We start from the raw sequence: 15,353 nt of genomic DNA, 5'->3' as shown, positions 1-15,353 counted from the left end.
CCTTCCTCCACCGCCGCGCCGTGATCCTCGCCGCCGTCGGCGCCACCGCGGGCGCCGCGGTCGCCGCCGCGCCGCTCGTCGCGACCCCGGCCTCGGCTGCCGTCGTCGGCGACCAGTCGCGCGTCTACTACCCCGAGCAGTTCGGCTTCGTGCCATCCGCCGCGGACCACACGAAGGCCATGAACGCCTTCTTCGCCGCGCTGCAGAAGACCGGCGGCCGGGGGATCCTCCCGCCCGGTGAGATCCGCGTCTCGTCCACCGGCATCGACTACTCCAGCGCGATCTGGCCGAAGCAGCCCCTGTCGGGTGCACCGTACGGCTACCCCGCCATCTCCATCGAGGGCTACGGGCGCCGTGTCACGACCATCCGCCAGATCGCGGGGTCCACGGGCGACGTGCTCAAGGTCCAGGGCAAGATCGGCGCGGACTCCGGACCCGCGGCGAACAACAAGGCCACGGTCACGCTGAGCGGCTTCAGCATCTCGGGCACGCGCACGGGACGCCACGGGCTGTACCTGCGCTCGCTGCTGCACTGCCGCATCACCGACATCGAGCTGAACGCGACCGGCGGCGCGGGCGTCTACTTCGCGCGCACCAACTTCACCGCGGCGAACGACGAGTACTCGTACGCGAACGTCATCGAGGGGCTGCGGGTCATCACGGCGGGCACCTGGGGCATCGACTGCGACGGGGTGAACGCCATCGACATCGTGATGCGCGACACGGAGATCGTGAACTGCGTGGCGGGCGGCATCCGCATCGCCCCGACGAACGCGCGCTTCGAGAACACGCGCATCATCGGCTGCGGCGCCGGCAACAAGGCCGCGCGCGGCTTCCTCGCGATCCCCACGAGCAACACCTCGTCGATGGTGTCCGAGCTGGGCGTCAACGGGATCCGCCTCGAGGGCAACTCGGGCCCCGGCGGCTACCAGATGGAGATCGGCGCGGGAGTCGGGGCCACGGTCGTGGGCTACAACATCGTCACGGGCGGCGACCTCGGCGCCCACGGCATCGGCGTCGGGCTGGTCGACCAGGGCACCCGCCGGGCCGTCGACACGCTGGTCGGCCGCGGCACGATGTTCATGACCCCCTCGAAGTACCCGACGCAGAAGGTCGTGGTGGTGGGCGCGTTCGCGCGGGACACCCGGGTGGAGCGCCCCTCGCTGCCGAACAACCCCGACACGCCCTTCGAGAAGGTCGTGTCCGACGCCGGCGTCCGCACCATCGACGCCTTCGGCCGCCTGCTGACCCCGCCGGTGGTGCCGACGCCCACTCCGACGCCGACCCCGACCCCGACGCCCACTCCGACTCCGACGCCGGCGCAGGCCGCGGAGGTCGTCCCGGTCGCCTGACCGGTCCGGACGACGGGTTCGCCCGGTCGAGGCGGCCGGGGTCGGAGGTGGGGGTGGGCCCCGTCGGGCTCGAACCGACGACCCAGGGATTAAAAGTCCCTTGCTCTACCAACTGAGCTAGAGGCCCGTGGTCTCCGATGCTACGGGATGGGCGGGGGCGTCCTCAGAGCCGGTCGACGTCGCGGGATGACCCGCGGCGGACCACCGCGCCCGCGACGATCGTGACCACCACCAGGAACACCCCGACCCCGACGAGCCAGGCCAGCGCCTTGACGACGAAGCCGAGGATCACGAGGACGAGCCACAGGGCCACGAGGCCGTACACGAATCTCATGCCCCGAGCCTACGGCCGCCGCCCGGGCGGGAGCCGGGGCCGAGCCGCCCGGGGCGGCGTACGCTTGCCGGGATGTCCGGCGAATACCACAAGCCCACCAAGTTCTCCGGGTCCAAGTTCGAGAGCATGCTCGGCGGCGAGGACCCCGCCACGATCAGCCGCGTGGCGCACGAGACCGCGTCGGCGCTGCTGGCGCGCGTCCGGGCGGATCCGGACCCGGCGGTGGTCGAGCGCCTCATCGCCTACACCGACGAGCACGGCATCGACGCGGTCGCGGAGCTGTGGTCGCGCGCGAGCCCCCGGAGCCTGCCGGGCGCGCTGTGGCGGCTCTACCTGATGCGCGCCCTCATCCGCCAGGATCCCGACGGCATCAGCCTGCTCTACCAGCGCGGGACCGAGGTCGCCACCACGATCGACCCCGTGGTCGCGGGCGCCACCGCGCCGACCGGTCCCGCGGAGATCGTGGAGCTCGCCGACAGCATCCTCCGCGGGCTCTTCACCGGCGACTTCGCCGTGGCCCTCGACCGCGCGGGCGCGTTCAGCCGCCTCGCCGCCCTCGGCGCCACGAGCGTCGCGGACGACCTCGACGCCACGGCCTCGCCGGAGCGCGCCGGCGAGCTCACGACGCGCGCCCTGCGCCTCTCGCAGATGGCCGCCGACCTCGTCCAGTGCGCGCGCCTCTGGAGGAGCGAGCGGCTCGACTGAGGCCCGCCGCCCGCGACGGCATCCGGCCGTTCGCTGTGAGCGGGATCCCCGGGCTGACACTCCGCGCGGACTCGGTTACAGTGGACGAGGTCGGGCCGCAGTAACCCCGGGCTCCAATATTCGCCGCTCCGAGCGGCCTCGCGCCGAGAGGCGTTCTGCGGCCCGGCTCCTGACTCCCTTCCCCTCCTCCTGGAGGACGGCCCCCACGCGAGCGGCCGAGCATCCGACGGCCGGTCTGATCCCCGCGGCCTGTGACCAAACCGTGACGCACTCCGCGCCGAAGAGTCATCGTGAGGCGTTCACCCGCCTCGCACACGTCACCCGCGAGGGTGCGACCCGCATCGGCCGGGTCCTGCCCGCGCGGCAGGCCGCCCGGCCATCCCAGATGTCTCGCGCCGCGGGATCCGGCCGATGCGGTGTCACGCACCGCCCGCGCACCCGACTCCGCACCACTCGAACCCCGACCGGAAGAAGCACATGTCCTCCCCGCAGATCCACCTCAGCTCGCCGGGCCCCGCCCTGCCTGCATGCGGAACGCAGGCGGGTCTGGGATGCTGGGGCTCGTGCCTTCATCGATCGAGCGTCCCGACCTGCCAGGGTCGGCGGACCCCGAGTCGAAGGAGTCCCTCCTCGGCCGTGTCGCCCTCGGCGACCGGCGCGCCTTCTCGGAGCTCTACGACCAGCTCGCCCCCCGCGTCCTCGGACTCGTCCGACGCCTGCTCGTCGACCACGCGCAGTCGGAGGAGGTCACGCAGGAGATCTTCCTCGAGATCTGGCAGTCCGCTTCCCGCTTCGACCCGTCCAAGGGCGCAGCGACCACGTGGGTCCTCACCATGGCCCACCGCCGAGCGGTCGACCGCGTGCGCGCCTCCCAGTCGAGCCGCGATCGTGATGTCCGCATCGGCATCCGCGACCACGAGAACGGCTACGACCAGGTCTCCGAGACCGTCGAGATCAGCATCGAGCACGAGAGGGTGAAGAAGGCGATGACGAAGCTCACAGAGATCCAGCGCCAGGCCGTCTCCCTCGCGTACTACGGCGGCTACAGCCACAGCGAGGTCGCGTCCATGCTCGACGTCCCCATCGGCACCGTGAAGACCCGGCTGCGCGACGGCATGATCCGCCTGCGCGATGAGATGGGGGTGGCGTCATGACCGACGACGACCTCCGCGACCTGACGGCCGCCTACGCGCTCGGCGCGGTGGACGCCGACGAGGCGGCCGCCTTCGAGGCGCTCCTCGAGCGCGATCCCGCGTTGCGCGCCGAGGTCGACGAGCTGCGGGAGACCGCGGCCGACCTCGCCTGGACCACCGAGCCGGTGGAGCCCTCCCCGCGTCTCAAGTCCGACCTCATGGCCATGCTCGACGCGACGCCGCAGCTGCCGCCCCTCGGGGCGCCGGCGGTCGGGCCGAGCGAGGAGCGGGCTCCCGCGCCCGTCACCGAGCTCCGACCGGCAGCGATCCCGACGGCGCCGTCCGCGTCGACGTCGTCCGCTCCGCGCGAGCGGCTCGGCTCCGCGTCGTCCCGCGCCTCCCAGCGCTGGTTCCGCAAGCCCGGCGCCCTCATCGGCGTCGCCGCCGCGGCCGTGGTCCTCGTGATCGGCGGCGTGGTCGTGGGCACGGGCCTCGGCGGTCCCGGTTCGTCGCAGGCGCCCGTCGCGTCCGCGTTCGACCGGGTGACCACGGCATCCGACGTCGTGGTCGACACGCGCGACGTCATGGGCGGCGGCACCGCCACGGTCTACTTCTCGGCTGCCGAGGGGCGGACCGCGATCGAGCTCGACGACGCCGCCCCGCTGCCCGAGGGCCGCGTCCACCAGCTCTGGTACGTCGGCGCGTCGGGTCCCGTCTCGGCGGGAGTGCTGCCCGAGGAGGGCGGCGCCGGTCAGGCGGTCCTCGAGGGCCGGTACACCCCGGGCGACACGGTGGCCATCACGGTCGAGCCCGAGGGCGGATCCGAGCTGCCCACGACCGAACCCATCGTGGCGGTCACGAGCACCTGACGCGCGGCCCGCGCATGACGACGGCCCCGCATCCTCCTGGAGGATGCGGGGCCGTCGTCATGCGGTCGGCGGATCAGCCGAAGCGGCCGGAGACGTAGTCCTCGGTGGCCTGCACGCTGGGCTTGGAGAAGATCGTGTTGGTGTCGTCGTACTCGATGAGCTTGCCCGGCTTGCCCGTGCCCGCGATGTTGAAGAACGCGGTGCGGTCCGAGACGCGGCTGGCCTGCTGCATGTTGTGGGTCACGATGACGATCGTGTACTGCGCCTTGAGCTCCTCGATGAGGTCCTCGATGGCGAGCGTCGAGATGGGGTCGAGCGCCGAGCAGGGCTCGTCCATCAGCACCACATCCGGCTGGACGGCGATGGCGCGCGCGATGCAGAGGCGCTGCTGCTGCCCGCCGGAGAGGCCGGAGCCGGGGAGCGCCAGGCGGTCCTTGACCTCGTTCCAGAGGTTCGCGCCCATGAGCGACTGCTCCACGAGGGCGTCGGCGTCCGACTTCGAGATCTTGCGGTTGTTGAGCTTCACGCCGGCGAGCACGTTGTCGCGGATCGACATGGTGGGGAACGGGTTCGGCCGCTGGAACACCATGCCGACCTGGCGGCGCACGAGCACCGGGTCGACTCCGGGGCCGTAGAGGTCGTTGCCGTCGACCAGCACCTCGCCCTCCACGTACGCCCCGGGGATCACCTCGTGCATGCGGTTCAGCGTGCGGAGGAAGGTGGACTTGCCGCAGCCGGACGGGCCGATGAAGGCGGTGACGGTGCGCGGCTCGATGCGCAGGTTGACGTCCTCGACGGCCTTGAACTTCCCGTAGTAGACGTTCAGGTCGTTGACTTCGATGCTCTTGGACAAGGGGTTCCTCTGTTCGGGTTCGTGGCCGGGGGAGCGGGCGCTAGCGGCCGAGCTTGGGGGCGAAGACGCGGGCGATCATGCGGGCGACGATGTTCAGCGCCATCACGATGAGGATGAGCACCAGCGCGCCCGTCCATGCCCGCTCGACGTAGGCGGCCGCGTCGGCGCCCTGGTCGGCGTACTGCCGGAAGACGAAGACCGGCAGGGTCATCATCTGGTCCTTGAAGGGGTTGTAGTTCATGCCCTGGGTGAAGCCGGCGACGATGAGCAGCGGCGCGGTCTCTCCGATGACGCGGGCGATGGCGAGCATGACGCCCGTCACGATGCCGGCGAGGGACGTGGGCAGCACGATCTTGACGACCGTCAGCCACTTCGGCACGCCGAGCGCGTAGGACGCCTCGCGGAGCTCGTTGGGCACCAGCTTCAGCATCTCCTCGGCGCTGCGCACGACCACGGGGATCATCAGCACCGACAGCGCCAGCGCGCCGCCGAAGCCCATCCGCACGCCCGGCCCGAGGAAGAGCACGAGCAGCGCGTAGGCGAAGAGGCCCGCCACGATGGACGGGATGCCCGTCATGACGTCCACGAAGAAGGTGATGGCCCGCGCGAGGCGCCCGCGGCCGTACTCGACCAGGTAGATGGCCGTCATGAGCCCCACGGGGATGGAGATGACCGCGGCGATGGCCGTGATGATCAGGGTGCCCATGATCGCGTGGAGACCGCCGCCGCCCGCGCCCACGACGTTGCGGAGGCTGGAGTTGAAGAACATCGGGTCGAAGCGGCCGGAGCCGTTCGTGACGGCGGTGACGACGAGCGAGACCAGCGGGATGAGCGCGAGCACGAAGGCGACGGTCACGAGGATCGTGATGACCCGGTCCTTGGCCTTCCGCTCGCCCTCCACCGCCAGCGAGATGCAGAAGAGCGCGACGCCGAACAGGAGGGTGCCGAACACGGCGGTGCCCACGAGGTTGAACTGCTCGGCGGCGCCCGAGAGGACGAGCACCAGGAACACGGCGGCCACCACGAGCCAGGACACGAGGAAGATCGCGGGGGCCGTGAAGCGGTGCAGCTTGCCCGCGGTGAGCGAGTTGGGGAGCGCGCTCGCGACGGGACGCGTACGGGAGGGGGCTGTCGTCGCCATTAGTTCGCTCCGGAGAAGGCCTTGCGGCGGCTGATGATGTAGCGGGCCAGCATGTTCACGGCCAGCGTGATGATGAAGAGCATGAGGCCGGAGGCGATCAGCTCGTTGATCTTGAGGCCGTACGCCTCGGGGAAGCTCAGCGCGATGTTCGCGGCGACGGTGTTGGAGTTCGTCGACTGGAACCACGCGAAGTTCACGACGGCGGCCGGGGAGAGCACGATGGCGACGGCCATCGTCTCGCCGAGCGCGCGGCCGAGGCCGAGCATGGAGGCCGAGATGATGCCGGGGCGGCCGAACGGGAGCACGGCGGTCTGGATCATCTCCCAGCGCGTCGCGCCCAGGGCGAGCGCGGCCTCCTCGTGCAGCTTCGGGGTCTGCAGGAAGACCTCGCGGCAGAGCGCGGTGACGATCGGCAGGATCATGACGGCGAGCACGACGGCGACCGTGAAGATGGTCCGGCCGGTGCCGGAGACCGGCCCCGCGAACAGCGGGAACCAGCCGAAGGCGTCCGTCAGGAACGCGTAGAACGGCTGCAGGAACTTGGCGAGGACCGTGATGCCCCAGAGCCCGAACACGACGGAGGGCACCGCGGCCAGCAGGTCGATGATGTAGCCGAGGCCCTGCGCGAGCCGGCGGGGCGCGTAGTGCGAGATGAAGAGCGCGATGCCCACGGCGACGGGCACGGCCATGATCATCGCGAGCGCGGCGGCGTAGACGGTGCCGAAGAGCAGCGGGCCGACGTAGCCCCAGAAGCCGGCGCCGCCGGAGACCTCGGCCGGCGGCGCGGTGAGGGCCGGGAGGCTCTGGACGATGAGGAACAGCGCGACGGCCGCGAGGATCACCAGGATGAGCGTGCCGGACCCGGAGGCGAGCCCCGAGAACACGCGGTCGGCGAGGCGGGCCTTGGCCTTCACGCCCTGGCTGCTGCGGGGGACGGCGGCGTCGCGCGGCCGATCGGACTCGGGAGCCTGGGGAGGCTGCGGGGCGGCGGTCGTCATGGGTCGGGTTCCCTACGGTCGAGATGGCGGGGCAGGGGGCGGCGGGCCGCCCGTGGGAGCGCCCCCTGACCCGGGTGAGCGGGTCAGGGGGCGGGCGGAGGGTCCTACTTGATGGACTCGACGGCGGTCTTGACCTGCGCGGCGACGGTCTCGGACAGCGGTGCGGCGCCGGCCTTCTCCGCGGCGACCGACTGGCCGTCGGTGCCGGTCACGTAGCCGAGGTACGCCTTGACGAGCTCGCCGACGGCCGGGTCCTTGTACTCCTGGCAGGCGATGAGGTAGCTCACGAGGACGATCGGGTAGACGCCCGCCTCGGTGGTGCTGTAGTCGAGGTCGAAGACGACGTCGTTCTCCTCGCGGCCCTCGGCCTCGGGGGATGCCTCGACGACGGCCGCGGCGGCCTCCGGGGAGAAGCCGACGAACTCGTCGCCGACCTTGATCTTCGCGGTGCCGAGCGCGCCGGCGCGCGAGGCGTCCGCGTAGCCGATGATGTTGGTGCCGCCGGTGACGGCGTCGACGACGCCGGACGTGCCCTGGGCCGCCTCGCCGCCCTCGTAGGGCCAGACGCCCGCGGGCTCGGCGTCCCAGACGCTCTCGGCGGTGGTGTTGAGGTACTTCGCGAAGTTCTCGGTGGTGCCCGAGTCGTCCGAGCGGTGCACGGCCGTGATGGCCGCGTCGGGCATCGTGGCGTCGGGGTTGAGCGCGACGATGGCCGGGTCGTTCCACTTCGTGATGGTGCCCTTGAAGATGCCCGCGGCGGTGGCCGGGTCGAGGTTCAGCTCGTCGACGCCGTCGATCTGGAAGATCATCGCGATGGGCGAGATGTAGGCGGGGAGGTCGATCGGCTTGGTGCCGTCGGCGCACTGGCCGAAGGTGCCCTCGAGCTCCTCCGTCTTCAGGGCGCGGTCGGAGCCGGCGAAGTTGGCGTTCTGGCCGCCGGCCATGAAGGCCTCGCGTCCGGCGCCGGAGCCGTCGGGGGAGTAGTTGATGTTGACGCCCGTGTTGTCGGTCTGGAAGCCGGCGATCCACGCCTCCTGCGCGGAGCCCTGCGACGAAGCGCCGATGCCGTTGATCGTCCCCTCGAGGGTGGACGCCGACGGGTCGCCTCCCTCGGCGGGCGCCTCGTTGGCGGCGCAGGAGGAGAGGGCGAGGGCGGTGACGGCGGCGAGCGCTGCTGCGCTGCCGAGACGCGAGATCTTCACGTGATGGAGCCTTCCGGGTATTTCGTGCTGTGAGGGGGCCGGTGCGTGCCCCTCGAAGAAGCTATGTCGGGCTCTTGACCGGATCGGCCGATATCGGTGAACGGGAGGTGAACAGAGCGCGCCGATCGCCACGATCCCCGGCACCCGGGTGCACGGTGGTGGGTCGGGGCCGCGCCGACGGCCGCGGGCCGCGCGCATCGGGGCGACGGGCCTCAGACCGACGGGCCGTACGTCTCCACGGCGAGGATGCCTGCCTCCGGGTCCGACGCCGACAGGTGCACGACCGAGAACTCGGCGGGCGACAGCATCCCCGCCCGCGGCATGCGGCTGGCGCTGGGCGTCTCGGTGGCGAGCGCGATCTCGTGCAGGATCTCCGGCAGCACCGGGCTGTGGCTGCAGAGCACGGCGCTTCGGGCCTTGCGCACGCGCTTCGCGACCGTCTCGCGCACGGATCCGCCGTCCGTCTCGTAGGCGTCCTGGCTGATGCCGACGTCCTCCTTCACGCGGCGGCCGAGGGCCTCCGCGAGCGGCTCCACCGTCTGCAGGCAGCGCTCCGCCGTGCTGCTCGTGATGACGCGCGGGCCGAACGCGAGGAGCGTCGGCACGATGGACTCGGCCTGGTCGCGGCCGCGCGCGCTGAGCGGCCGGCCGGAGTCCGCCCCGTCCCACTCGTACGGCTGGACCGCGTGGCCGTGCCGCAGCGCGATGAGCGCGAACGAGCGATGCGATCCGGTCTCCACCAGACCCGCGAACAGGTCGAGGATGTCGATCTCGCCGGGGTAGTCGAGGCGCTTGCGGGCGTTCGGGATCGAGACCCACTCGACGCTCTCGACCTCGTGGTCCGGCTGGAAGCTGCCCGCCTGCACCATGGCGTCGGTCGCCTCGGCGGCCCAGTAGCTCACCGACTTCCGGCGCCCGCCGGAGATGCCGTACTCGATGGCGCCGAGCGGGACGCCGAGCGCGACCCGCAGACCCGTCTCCTCGTGCACCTCGCGGACGGCGGTCTGCGGGAGCGTCTCGCCGGGATCCACCTTGCCCTTGGGGAGGGAGGTGTCCCGGCGGCGCGTCCGGTGGATGATCAGCACCCGGATCCGGCCGTCGACGACGCGCCAGACGACGGCGCCGGCGGCGAAGACGGAAGGGGCGGGAGGCACGTCCCCCACGCTAGCCGGGTCGGTGCCCAGCGGAGCGGTGCTCAGCGGAGCGGTGCTCAGCGGAGCGTCGCTCAGCGGAGCACGCGCCGCTTGCGCTTGGCCACGATGCCCATGACCGCCGTCTGCAGGTCCTCGAGCGTCGTGCCGTCGGCGCCCTTGTTGCGCCGGGTCCACTCGCCGTCCGCGTCCAGCACCCACGCCGAGGTCGTGTCGGCCATGGCGCGGTCGAAGAGGTCCTCGATCTCCTGCAGGTGCGCGGGATCCACCAGGCGGACGAGCGCCTCGACGCGGCGGTCGAGGTTGCGGTGCATCATGTCGGCGCTGCCGATGTAGGTGGCCTGGTCGCCGCCGTTGACGAACGAGAAGACGCGGCTGTGCTCCAGGTAGCGGCCGAGGATGGACCGCACCTCGATGTTCTCGCTGAGCCCGGGCTGCCCCGGCGTCAGCGAGCAGATGCCGCGCACCCAGACCTGCACGGGCACGCCCGCGTTGCTGGCCCGGTACAGGGCGTCGATGATCTTCTCGTCGACGATCGAGTTCACCTTGATGCGGATGCCGCTCGGCTTGCCGTCCAGCGCGTTCTGCGTCTCCACGGCGATGCGCTTCAGCAGGCCCTTCCGGAGGTGCAGCGGCGCCACGAGGAGGCGCTTGAACTTCTTCTCGATGCCGTACCCGGAGAGCTCGTTGAACAGGCGGGTGAGGTCCTTGCCCACCACGTCGTCCGCGGTGAGGAGCCCGAGGTCCTCGTAGATGCGGCTCGTCTTGGGGTTGTAGTTGCCCGTGCCGATGTGGCTGTAGTGGCGCAGCACCCCGCCCTTCTCCTGGCGGATGACCAGCGCGAGCTTGCAGTGCGTCTTCAGCCCCGCGACGCCGTAGACGACGTGCACGCCGGCCTTCTCGAGCTTGCGCGCCCACGTGATGTTCGCCTGCTCGTCGAAGCGCGCCTTGATCTCCACCAGCGCGAGGACCTGCTTGCCCGCCTCGGCCGCGTCGATGAGCGCCTCGACGATGGGGCTGTCGCCGCTCGTGCGGTACAGGGTCTGCTTGATGGCGAGCACGTGCGGATCCGCCGCGGCCTGCTCGAGGAACGCCTGCACGCTCGTCGTGAACGACTCGTACGGGTGGTGCAGCAGGATGTCCTGCTGCGCGATGGAGCGGAAGATGTCGGCGCGCGAGTTGTCCTCGGCCGGCTTCAGCGCGACCGCGGTCGTGGGCACGTTGTTCGGGTAGTGCAGCGCCGGCCGGTCGAGCTTGGCGAGGTCGAACAGGCCGCCGAGGTCGAGCGGGGACGGCAGCGTGAACACCTCCTGCTCGGTGATGTCGAGCTCGCGCATGAGGAGGTCGAGCGTGACCGCGTCCATGTCGTCCGAGATCTCGAGGCGGATGGGTGGGCCGAAGCGGCGGCGCAGGAGCTCCTTCTCGAGGGCCTGGATGAGGTTCTCGGTCTCGTCCTCCTCGATCTGCACGTCCTCGTTGCGGGTGACGCGGAATACGTGGTGCTCGACGATCTCCATCCCGGGGAACAGCGTCTCGAGCTGGTTCGCGATGAGGTCCTCGAGCGCGATGAAGTCGATCGGGCCCGAGCGGGTGTCCGGCGTGAGCGGCATGAAGCGCGGCAGCATCTGCGGCACCTTGATGCGCGCGAACTCCTGGCGGTTCGTCTTGGGGTTCCGGATCCGCACGGACAGGTTGAGCGAGAGGCCGGAGATGTAGGGGAACGGGTGCGCGGGATCCACCGCGAGCGGCATGAGCACCGGGAAGACCTGCTCGGAGAACAGCTCGTGCAGGCGGTCCTGGTGGGCCTCGTCGAGCGAGTCCCAGCGGACGATGCGGATGCCCTCCGCCTCGAGCGCCGGCCGGACGCTGTCGTTGAACGCGGCCGCATGGCGGACCTGCAGGCGGTACGCGGTCTCGTTGATGGCGGAGAGCACCTCGGACGGTGTGCGGCCGATGTTCGTCGGCACGGCGAGCCCGGTGGCGATGCGGCGCTTGAGGCCGGCGACGCGCACCATGAAGAACTCGTCGAGGTTGCTCGCGAAGATGGCGAGGAAGTTGGCGCGCTCGAGGACCGGCAGCTCCGGGTCCTCGGCGAGCTCCAGCACGCGGCGGTTGAAGGCCAGCCAGCTCAGCTCCCGGTCGAGGAAGCGCCCCTCGGGGAGGGTCCCGTCGTCCTCGAGGATCTCGTCCTCGTCGAAGTCGTCCAGGGATTCGGCGACCGCCTTCGCATCGCCGATGTACGTCTCGCTGTCCATCCGCCCATCATGGCATCGCGGTGTGCGCTTGGCCCTCCGGCAGGTGAACGCACGGTGAACCGCCACGGGCCCGCCGTGGCGGGCTCACGGGGATCAGGCGCGGCGGTACTGGACGTCGACCGCGGCGTCGCGGAAGGCGGCCCGGCGGTAGAGCGCGAGGGCCGGCGCGTTGTCCGCCTCCACGTACAGGTCGACCTCGTCGTGGCCGCGCGCGGCCACGAGGTCGAGGCCGGCGGCGAGGAGCGCGGAGCCGAGGCCCCGGGCCGCGCGGTCGGGATCCACGCCGAGCACGTAGACCTCCGCCTGGCCGTCCTCCGCCTTGAGCCAGTGGAACCCGGCGAGGCGGCCGTCCGCGTCCCGCGCGAGCAGCAGCAGCGCCGGGTCGAACCAGGGCTCGGCGACGCGGTCGTCCAGGTCGCCGCGGGTCATGCGGCCCTGCTCGGGGTGGCTGGCGAAGGCGCGCGCGTTGAGGGCGACCCAGTCGTCGGCGTCGTCCGGGGTGAAGGAGGAGAGCGCGAGGCCCGCGGGCAGGGGGCGCTCGCCGAGCCCGGTGCGCGCCGCGTCCACCGCCGCGCGCAGCTGCAGGAGCTCGCGCGCCCGGTCGAGCCCGGCGCGCTCCGCGAGCGCGCGGGCACCCGGGTGGTCGCCGTGCGCCCAGACGGAGAGGGGGGCGGCACCCGCCTCGGCGAGCACCGCGTCGAGGAGGGTCCGGCCGAGTCCCCGGCGGCGGTGGGCGGGATCCACGACGAGCTCCGCCTCGGCGCCGGCGTCCCCGTGCGCGACCACGGCGGCGGCGACCGTCGCCCCGTCCGGCCCGCGATGGACGAGGAGCGCGGGCCCCCCGTCGGCGCCGAGGGTCAGGCGCGTCTGCTCGTTGAACGGCGACGGGCCGTCGGCCGCGCGGGCGCGGTCGGCGAGCGCGAGGGCGTCGCGGACGGCGTCGGGGGAGGGGTCGACGCGCGCGACGACCGTGGCGTCAGGCTCCGACGGGGGCGGGAACGCGCTCACTGTCCTCCTCGTACACGTTGAAGCGGTAGCCGACGTTGCGCACGGTGCCGATGAGCGACTCGAGGTCGCCGAGCTTGGCCCGCAGCCGCCGGACGTGCACGTCGACCGTGCGCGTGCCGCCGAAGTAGTCGTAGCCCCACACCTCGCTGAGCAGCTGCTCGCGGGTGAAGACGCGCGAGGGGTGGCTCGCGAAGAAGCGGAGCAGCTCGAACTCCTTGAAGGTGAGGTCCAGGGGCTTGCCGTGCACCTTCGCGGAGTAGCTGGCCTCGTCGATGACGACGCCGGAGGCCTGGATCTTGCTGCCCGTGTGCTCCTGCGCGGCGCGGCCGATGACGAGCCGCACGCGTGCGTCGACCTCCGCGGGGCCCGCGGAGTCGAGGATCACGTCGTTCGCGCCCCAGTCGGCGCTCACCGCGGTGAGCCCGCCCTCCGTCAGCACGAGGATGAGCGGCGTGCCGCCGCCCGTGGTGGTGAGGATCTTGCACAGCGACTTGGCGCTCGCGAGGTCGCGGCGCGCATCGACCAGCACGAGGTCGGCGGCGGGGGCGTTCACGAGGCTCGCGGCGTCGGCCTGGATGTGCCGGGTCCGGTGGCTGAGGAGCCCGAGCGCCGGGAGCACGTCGGTGTCCGCGGACGAGGTCAGGATCAACAGCTGGGCCACAGGGATCCTCCATGGATGAATTGACCCCATGATACGTGGGGCAGGATTGCAGGGTGACCTCCCCCCTGCGCAGCCTCGTCCCCGTCTGGCTGGCCGCCGCCGTCGGCGCGGTCGTGGTGGCGGTCGCGGTCGGTCCGGACGCGGCTCCCCGGTGGCTCCCGCTCGTGCTCGCCACGTGCGTGGTCGCGACCTTCGTGATCCAGCTGGCCCTGCCCCGCAAGACGGGCTTCGTCGACCGCGCCGTCGGCAGCGTGGTCGGTGCCGTGCTCGTGCTGGCGGCGGCCACGGTCGTCCTGCTGGCGCTGCCCTAGCCGCCTCGCCCGCGCCGGCCCGTGGCGGCCGGCCGTGGGGTAGATTGAGGCCATGTCGTCGCTGCTTGCTCTGGAACTCTTCTTCACCGGACTGCTGGTCCTGGCGAGCCTCTCCATCGGCTGGGTGTCGCTCGTCGTGGTGTACAACCTCTTCCGCGGCCAGCGCTGACCGCGCGCCGCATGATCGAGATCCCCACCGGGCTGCCCGCCGAGCTCGTCCCCCTCTCCTGGCTGCTCGGCGTCTGGGAGGGCACGGGCGTCGTCGAGTACGCCGTCGGTGACGAGGTCGTCCGCCGTGCGTTCGGCCAGCGCATCAGCTTCAGCCACGACGGCCTGCCGCACCTCAACTACTCCTCCTACGCGTGGGTCGAGGGCGACGACGGCCCCGTCCCCTTCGTCACGGAGACCGGGTACTGGCGCCTCCGCCGCCGCCTCACCGACGGCGACCCGGGCCCGGCGATGCTCCCGCCCGTCGGCGAGCGGCCGTTCACGACGGCCGACGAGGTCGAGACGCTCCGCAACGCGGACGGCGGCTTCGACGTCGAGGTCGCGCTGGTGCACCCCGGCGGGGTGAGCGAGCTCTACGTCGGCCAGGTGGGCAGCGCCCGGATCGACCTCGCCACCGACGCGGTCCTGCGCACCGAGGGCGCCAAGGCCTACACGGGCGCCACGCGGCTCTACGGCCTCGTCGAGCGCGACCTGCTGTGGGCGTGGGACATCGCCGCGCTCGGCCAGCCGCTGCGCACGCACGCCTCGGGGCGGGTCGCGCGTGTCGACTGACCCGGATGCCGTGACCCGCTCGCCGTTCCTCGACCTGCCCGGCGCCGTCGCGGCCGAGGGGCCGGATGCCGGCGTGCCCGCGCACCTCGGATCCCTCGTGTCCGAGCAGCGCGCGCTCGCCGCCGGCACCGCGATCGTCGACCTCTCGCACCGGGCCGTCCTGTCGGTGACGGGGGAGGACCGCCTCACCTGGCTCGACTCCATCACGAGCCAGTCCCTCCGCGGCCTCGCTCCCGGAGACTCCGCCGAGACCCTCTTCCTCGACCAGAACGGCCGCCTCGAGCATGCCGTCGGCGTCCTCGACGACGGCGTCGCGACGTGGCTGCTCCTCGGCGCGGGCGACGCGGCGGCGCTCCTCGCGTATCTGCAGCGCATGCGCTTCATGCTCCGGGTGGAACCGGCCGACCGCACCGCCGAGCTCGCCGTCGTCGGCACCCTGGGCGAGCCCGACCTCCCGGTCGCGGCGCCCGCCGGCGTCCCGCTCGTCTGGCGCGACCCGTGGACGCGCGTCGTGCCCGGCGGGCACCAGTACGCGGCCGCCTCGCCGCATCCGGCCGAGGGCTGGACCTGGAGCGAGCGCCTCGTGCCCCGCGCCGAGCT

At 72.1% G+C, this 15,353-nt stretch carries 16 protein-coding genes, 1 tRNA gene and 1 pseudogene; 8 read left to right on the top strand and 10 right to left on the bottom strand.

Translation table 11 applies throughout. From position 1 onward, the window contains the following. The coding region (locus Q6969_RS06450) for a right-handed parallel beta-helix repeat-containing protein (protein ID WP_317229699.1) at positions 1-1,352 on the top strand (1,352 nt) is incomplete at its 5' end. 54 nt (positions 1,353-1,406) lie between these two features. Here Q6969_RS06450 and Q6969_RS06445 read toward each other — a convergent pair. Both Q6969_RS06445 and Q6969_RS06440 read right to left on the bottom strand, forming a co-directional pair. After that, positions 1,407-1,479 (bottom strand) — tRNA-Lys (locus Q6969_RS06445). Positions 1,480-1,515: 36 nt separating this feature from the next. Continuing rightward, entirely contained in the window at positions 1,516-1,686 is a 171-nt protein-coding gene (locus Q6969_RS06440; protein WP_172407218.1) for a hypothetical protein, read from the bottom strand. Between the two features lie 72 nt (positions 1,687-1,758). Between Q6969_RS06440 and Q6969_RS06435 the strand changes: the two genes are divergently transcribed. The 3 genes from Q6969_RS06435 (at position 1,759) to Q6969_RS06425 (ending at position 4,393) form a co-directional block, all read left to right on the top strand. Next, positions 1,759-2,391, top strand: coding sequence for a DNA-directed RNA polymerase subunit beta (locus tag Q6969_RS06435; protein ID WP_094116531.1), 633 nt, complete (start codon positions 1,759-1,761; stop codon positions 2,389-2,391). A gap of 551 nt (positions 2,392-2,942) precedes the next feature. Then, positions 2,943-3,545 carry a sigma-70 family RNA polymerase sigma factor gene (locus tag Q6969_RS06430; protein WP_317229698.1) on the top strand — a complete coding sequence of 201 codons (603 nt, stop codon included), beginning with the start codon at positions 2,943-2,945 and terminating at the stop codon, positions 3,543-3,545. Further along, complete coding sequence (locus Q6969_RS06425; RefSeq protein ID WP_317229697.1) at positions 3,542-4,393, top strand: anti-sigma factor; 852 nt, start codon at positions 3,542-3,544, stop codon at positions 4,391-4,393. The genes Q6969_RS06430 and Q6969_RS06425 overlap by 4 nt, the downstream gene beginning before the upstream one ends. A 73-nt stretch (positions 4,394-4,466) precedes the next feature. Here Q6969_RS06425 and pstB read toward each other — a convergent pair whose 3' ends face one another. The 5 genes from pstB to Q6969_RS06400 form a co-directional block, all read right to left on the bottom strand. After that, the gene (gene pstB, locus Q6969_RS06420) at positions 4,467-5,246 is read right to left on the bottom strand and encodes a phosphate ABC transporter ATP-binding protein PstB (RefSeq protein ID WP_094116528.1); all 780 of its coding nucleotides are present in this window, start codon (positions 5,244-5,246) and stop codon (positions 4,467-4,469) included. Positions 5,247-5,286: 40 nt separating this feature from the next. Further along, on the bottom strand, positions 5,287-6,387 hold the full coding sequence (pstA, locus tag Q6969_RS06415) for a phosphate ABC transporter permease PstA (protein ID WP_317229696.1): 1,101 nt from the start codon (positions 6,385-6,387) through the stop codon (positions 5,287-5,289). Next, the gene (pstC, locus tag Q6969_RS06410) at positions 6,387-7,385 is read right to left on the bottom strand and encodes a phosphate ABC transporter permease subunit PstC (RefSeq protein ID WP_317229695.1); all 999 of its coding nucleotides are present in this window, start codon (positions 7,383-7,385) and stop codon (positions 6,387-6,389) included. The genes pstA and pstC overlap by 1 nt, the downstream gene beginning before the upstream one ends. Positions 7,386-7,489: 104 nt before the next feature. Continuing rightward, positions 7,490-8,587: a phosphate ABC transporter substrate-binding protein PstS gene (locus tag Q6969_RS06405; protein WP_317229694.1), complete on the bottom strand. Its 1,098-nt coding sequence runs from the start codon at positions 8,585-8,587 to the stop codon at positions 7,490-7,492. A gap of 212 nt (positions 8,588-8,799) precedes the next feature. Continuing rightward, complete coding sequence (locus Q6969_RS06400) at positions 8,800-9,750, bottom strand: NUDIX domain-containing protein (RefSeq protein ID WP_317229693.1); 951 nt, start codon at positions 9,748-9,750, stop codon at positions 8,800-8,802. Here Q6969_RS06400 and Q6969_RS16275 point away from each other — a divergent pair. Then, positions 9,662-9,856, top strand: coding sequence for a pentapeptide repeat-containing protein (locus Q6969_RS16275; RefSeq protein ID WP_396335523.1), 195 nt, complete (start codon positions 9,662-9,664; stop codon positions 9,854-9,856). The genes Q6969_RS06400 and Q6969_RS16275 overlap by 89 nt on opposite strands. Here the strand turns inward: Q6969_RS16275 and Q6969_RS06395 are convergent. The 3 genes from Q6969_RS06395 to Q6969_RS06385 form a co-directional block, all read right to left on the bottom strand. Further along, positions 9,813-11,993, bottom strand: coding sequence for an RNA degradosome polyphosphate kinase (locus Q6969_RS06395; protein ID WP_317229692.1), 2,181 nt, complete (start codon positions 11,991-11,993; stop codon positions 9,813-9,815). The genes Q6969_RS16275 and Q6969_RS06395 overlap by 44 nt on opposite strands. A 93-nt stretch (positions 11,994-12,086) precedes the next feature. After that, a complete protein-coding gene (gene mshD, locus Q6969_RS06390) occupies positions 12,087-13,001 on the bottom strand; it encodes a mycothiol synthase (RefSeq protein WP_317229691.1) in 915 nt (304 codons plus the stop codon). Further along, on the bottom strand, positions 12,970-13,662 hold the full coding sequence (locus tag Q6969_RS06385) for a response regulator transcription factor (protein WP_317229690.1): 693 nt from the start codon (positions 13,660-13,662) through the stop codon (positions 12,970-12,972). Before Q6969_RS06385 ends, mshD begins: the two co-directional genes overlap by 32 nt. 53 nt (positions 13,663-13,715) lie before the next feature. Here Q6969_RS06385 and Q6969_RS06380 point away from each other — a divergent pair, with 53 nt between their 5' ends. The 3 genes and pseudogenes from Q6969_RS06380 to Q6969_RS06370 form a co-directional block, all read left to right on the top strand. Continuing rightward, positions 13,716-13,973 (top strand): hypothetical protein, encoded by a 258-nt coding sequence (locus Q6969_RS06380; RefSeq protein ID WP_317229689.1) that lies wholly within the window; start codon positions 13,716-13,718, stop codon positions 13,971-13,973. 180 nt (positions 13,974-14,153) lie between these two features. After that, the gene (locus tag Q6969_RS06375) at positions 14,154-14,753 is read left to right on the top strand and encodes an FABP family protein (RefSeq protein WP_317229688.1); all 600 of its coding nucleotides are present in this window, start codon (positions 14,154-14,156) and stop codon (positions 14,751-14,753) included. Positions 14,754-14,763: 10 nt separating this feature from the next. Continuing rightward, positions 14,764-15,353, top strand: a pseudogene (locus Q6969_RS06370) (folate-binding protein); the annotation flags it as partial.

Source organism: Clavibacter sp. MX14-G9D, assembly GCF_032917815.1.
Lineage (GTDB): Bacteria > Actinomycetota > Actinomycetes > Actinomycetales > Microbacteriaceae > Clavibacter > Clavibacter michiganensis_K.
Note: the sequence above shows the minus strand (reverse complement) of the source record. Positions and strands in the feature narration are given on the sequence as shown.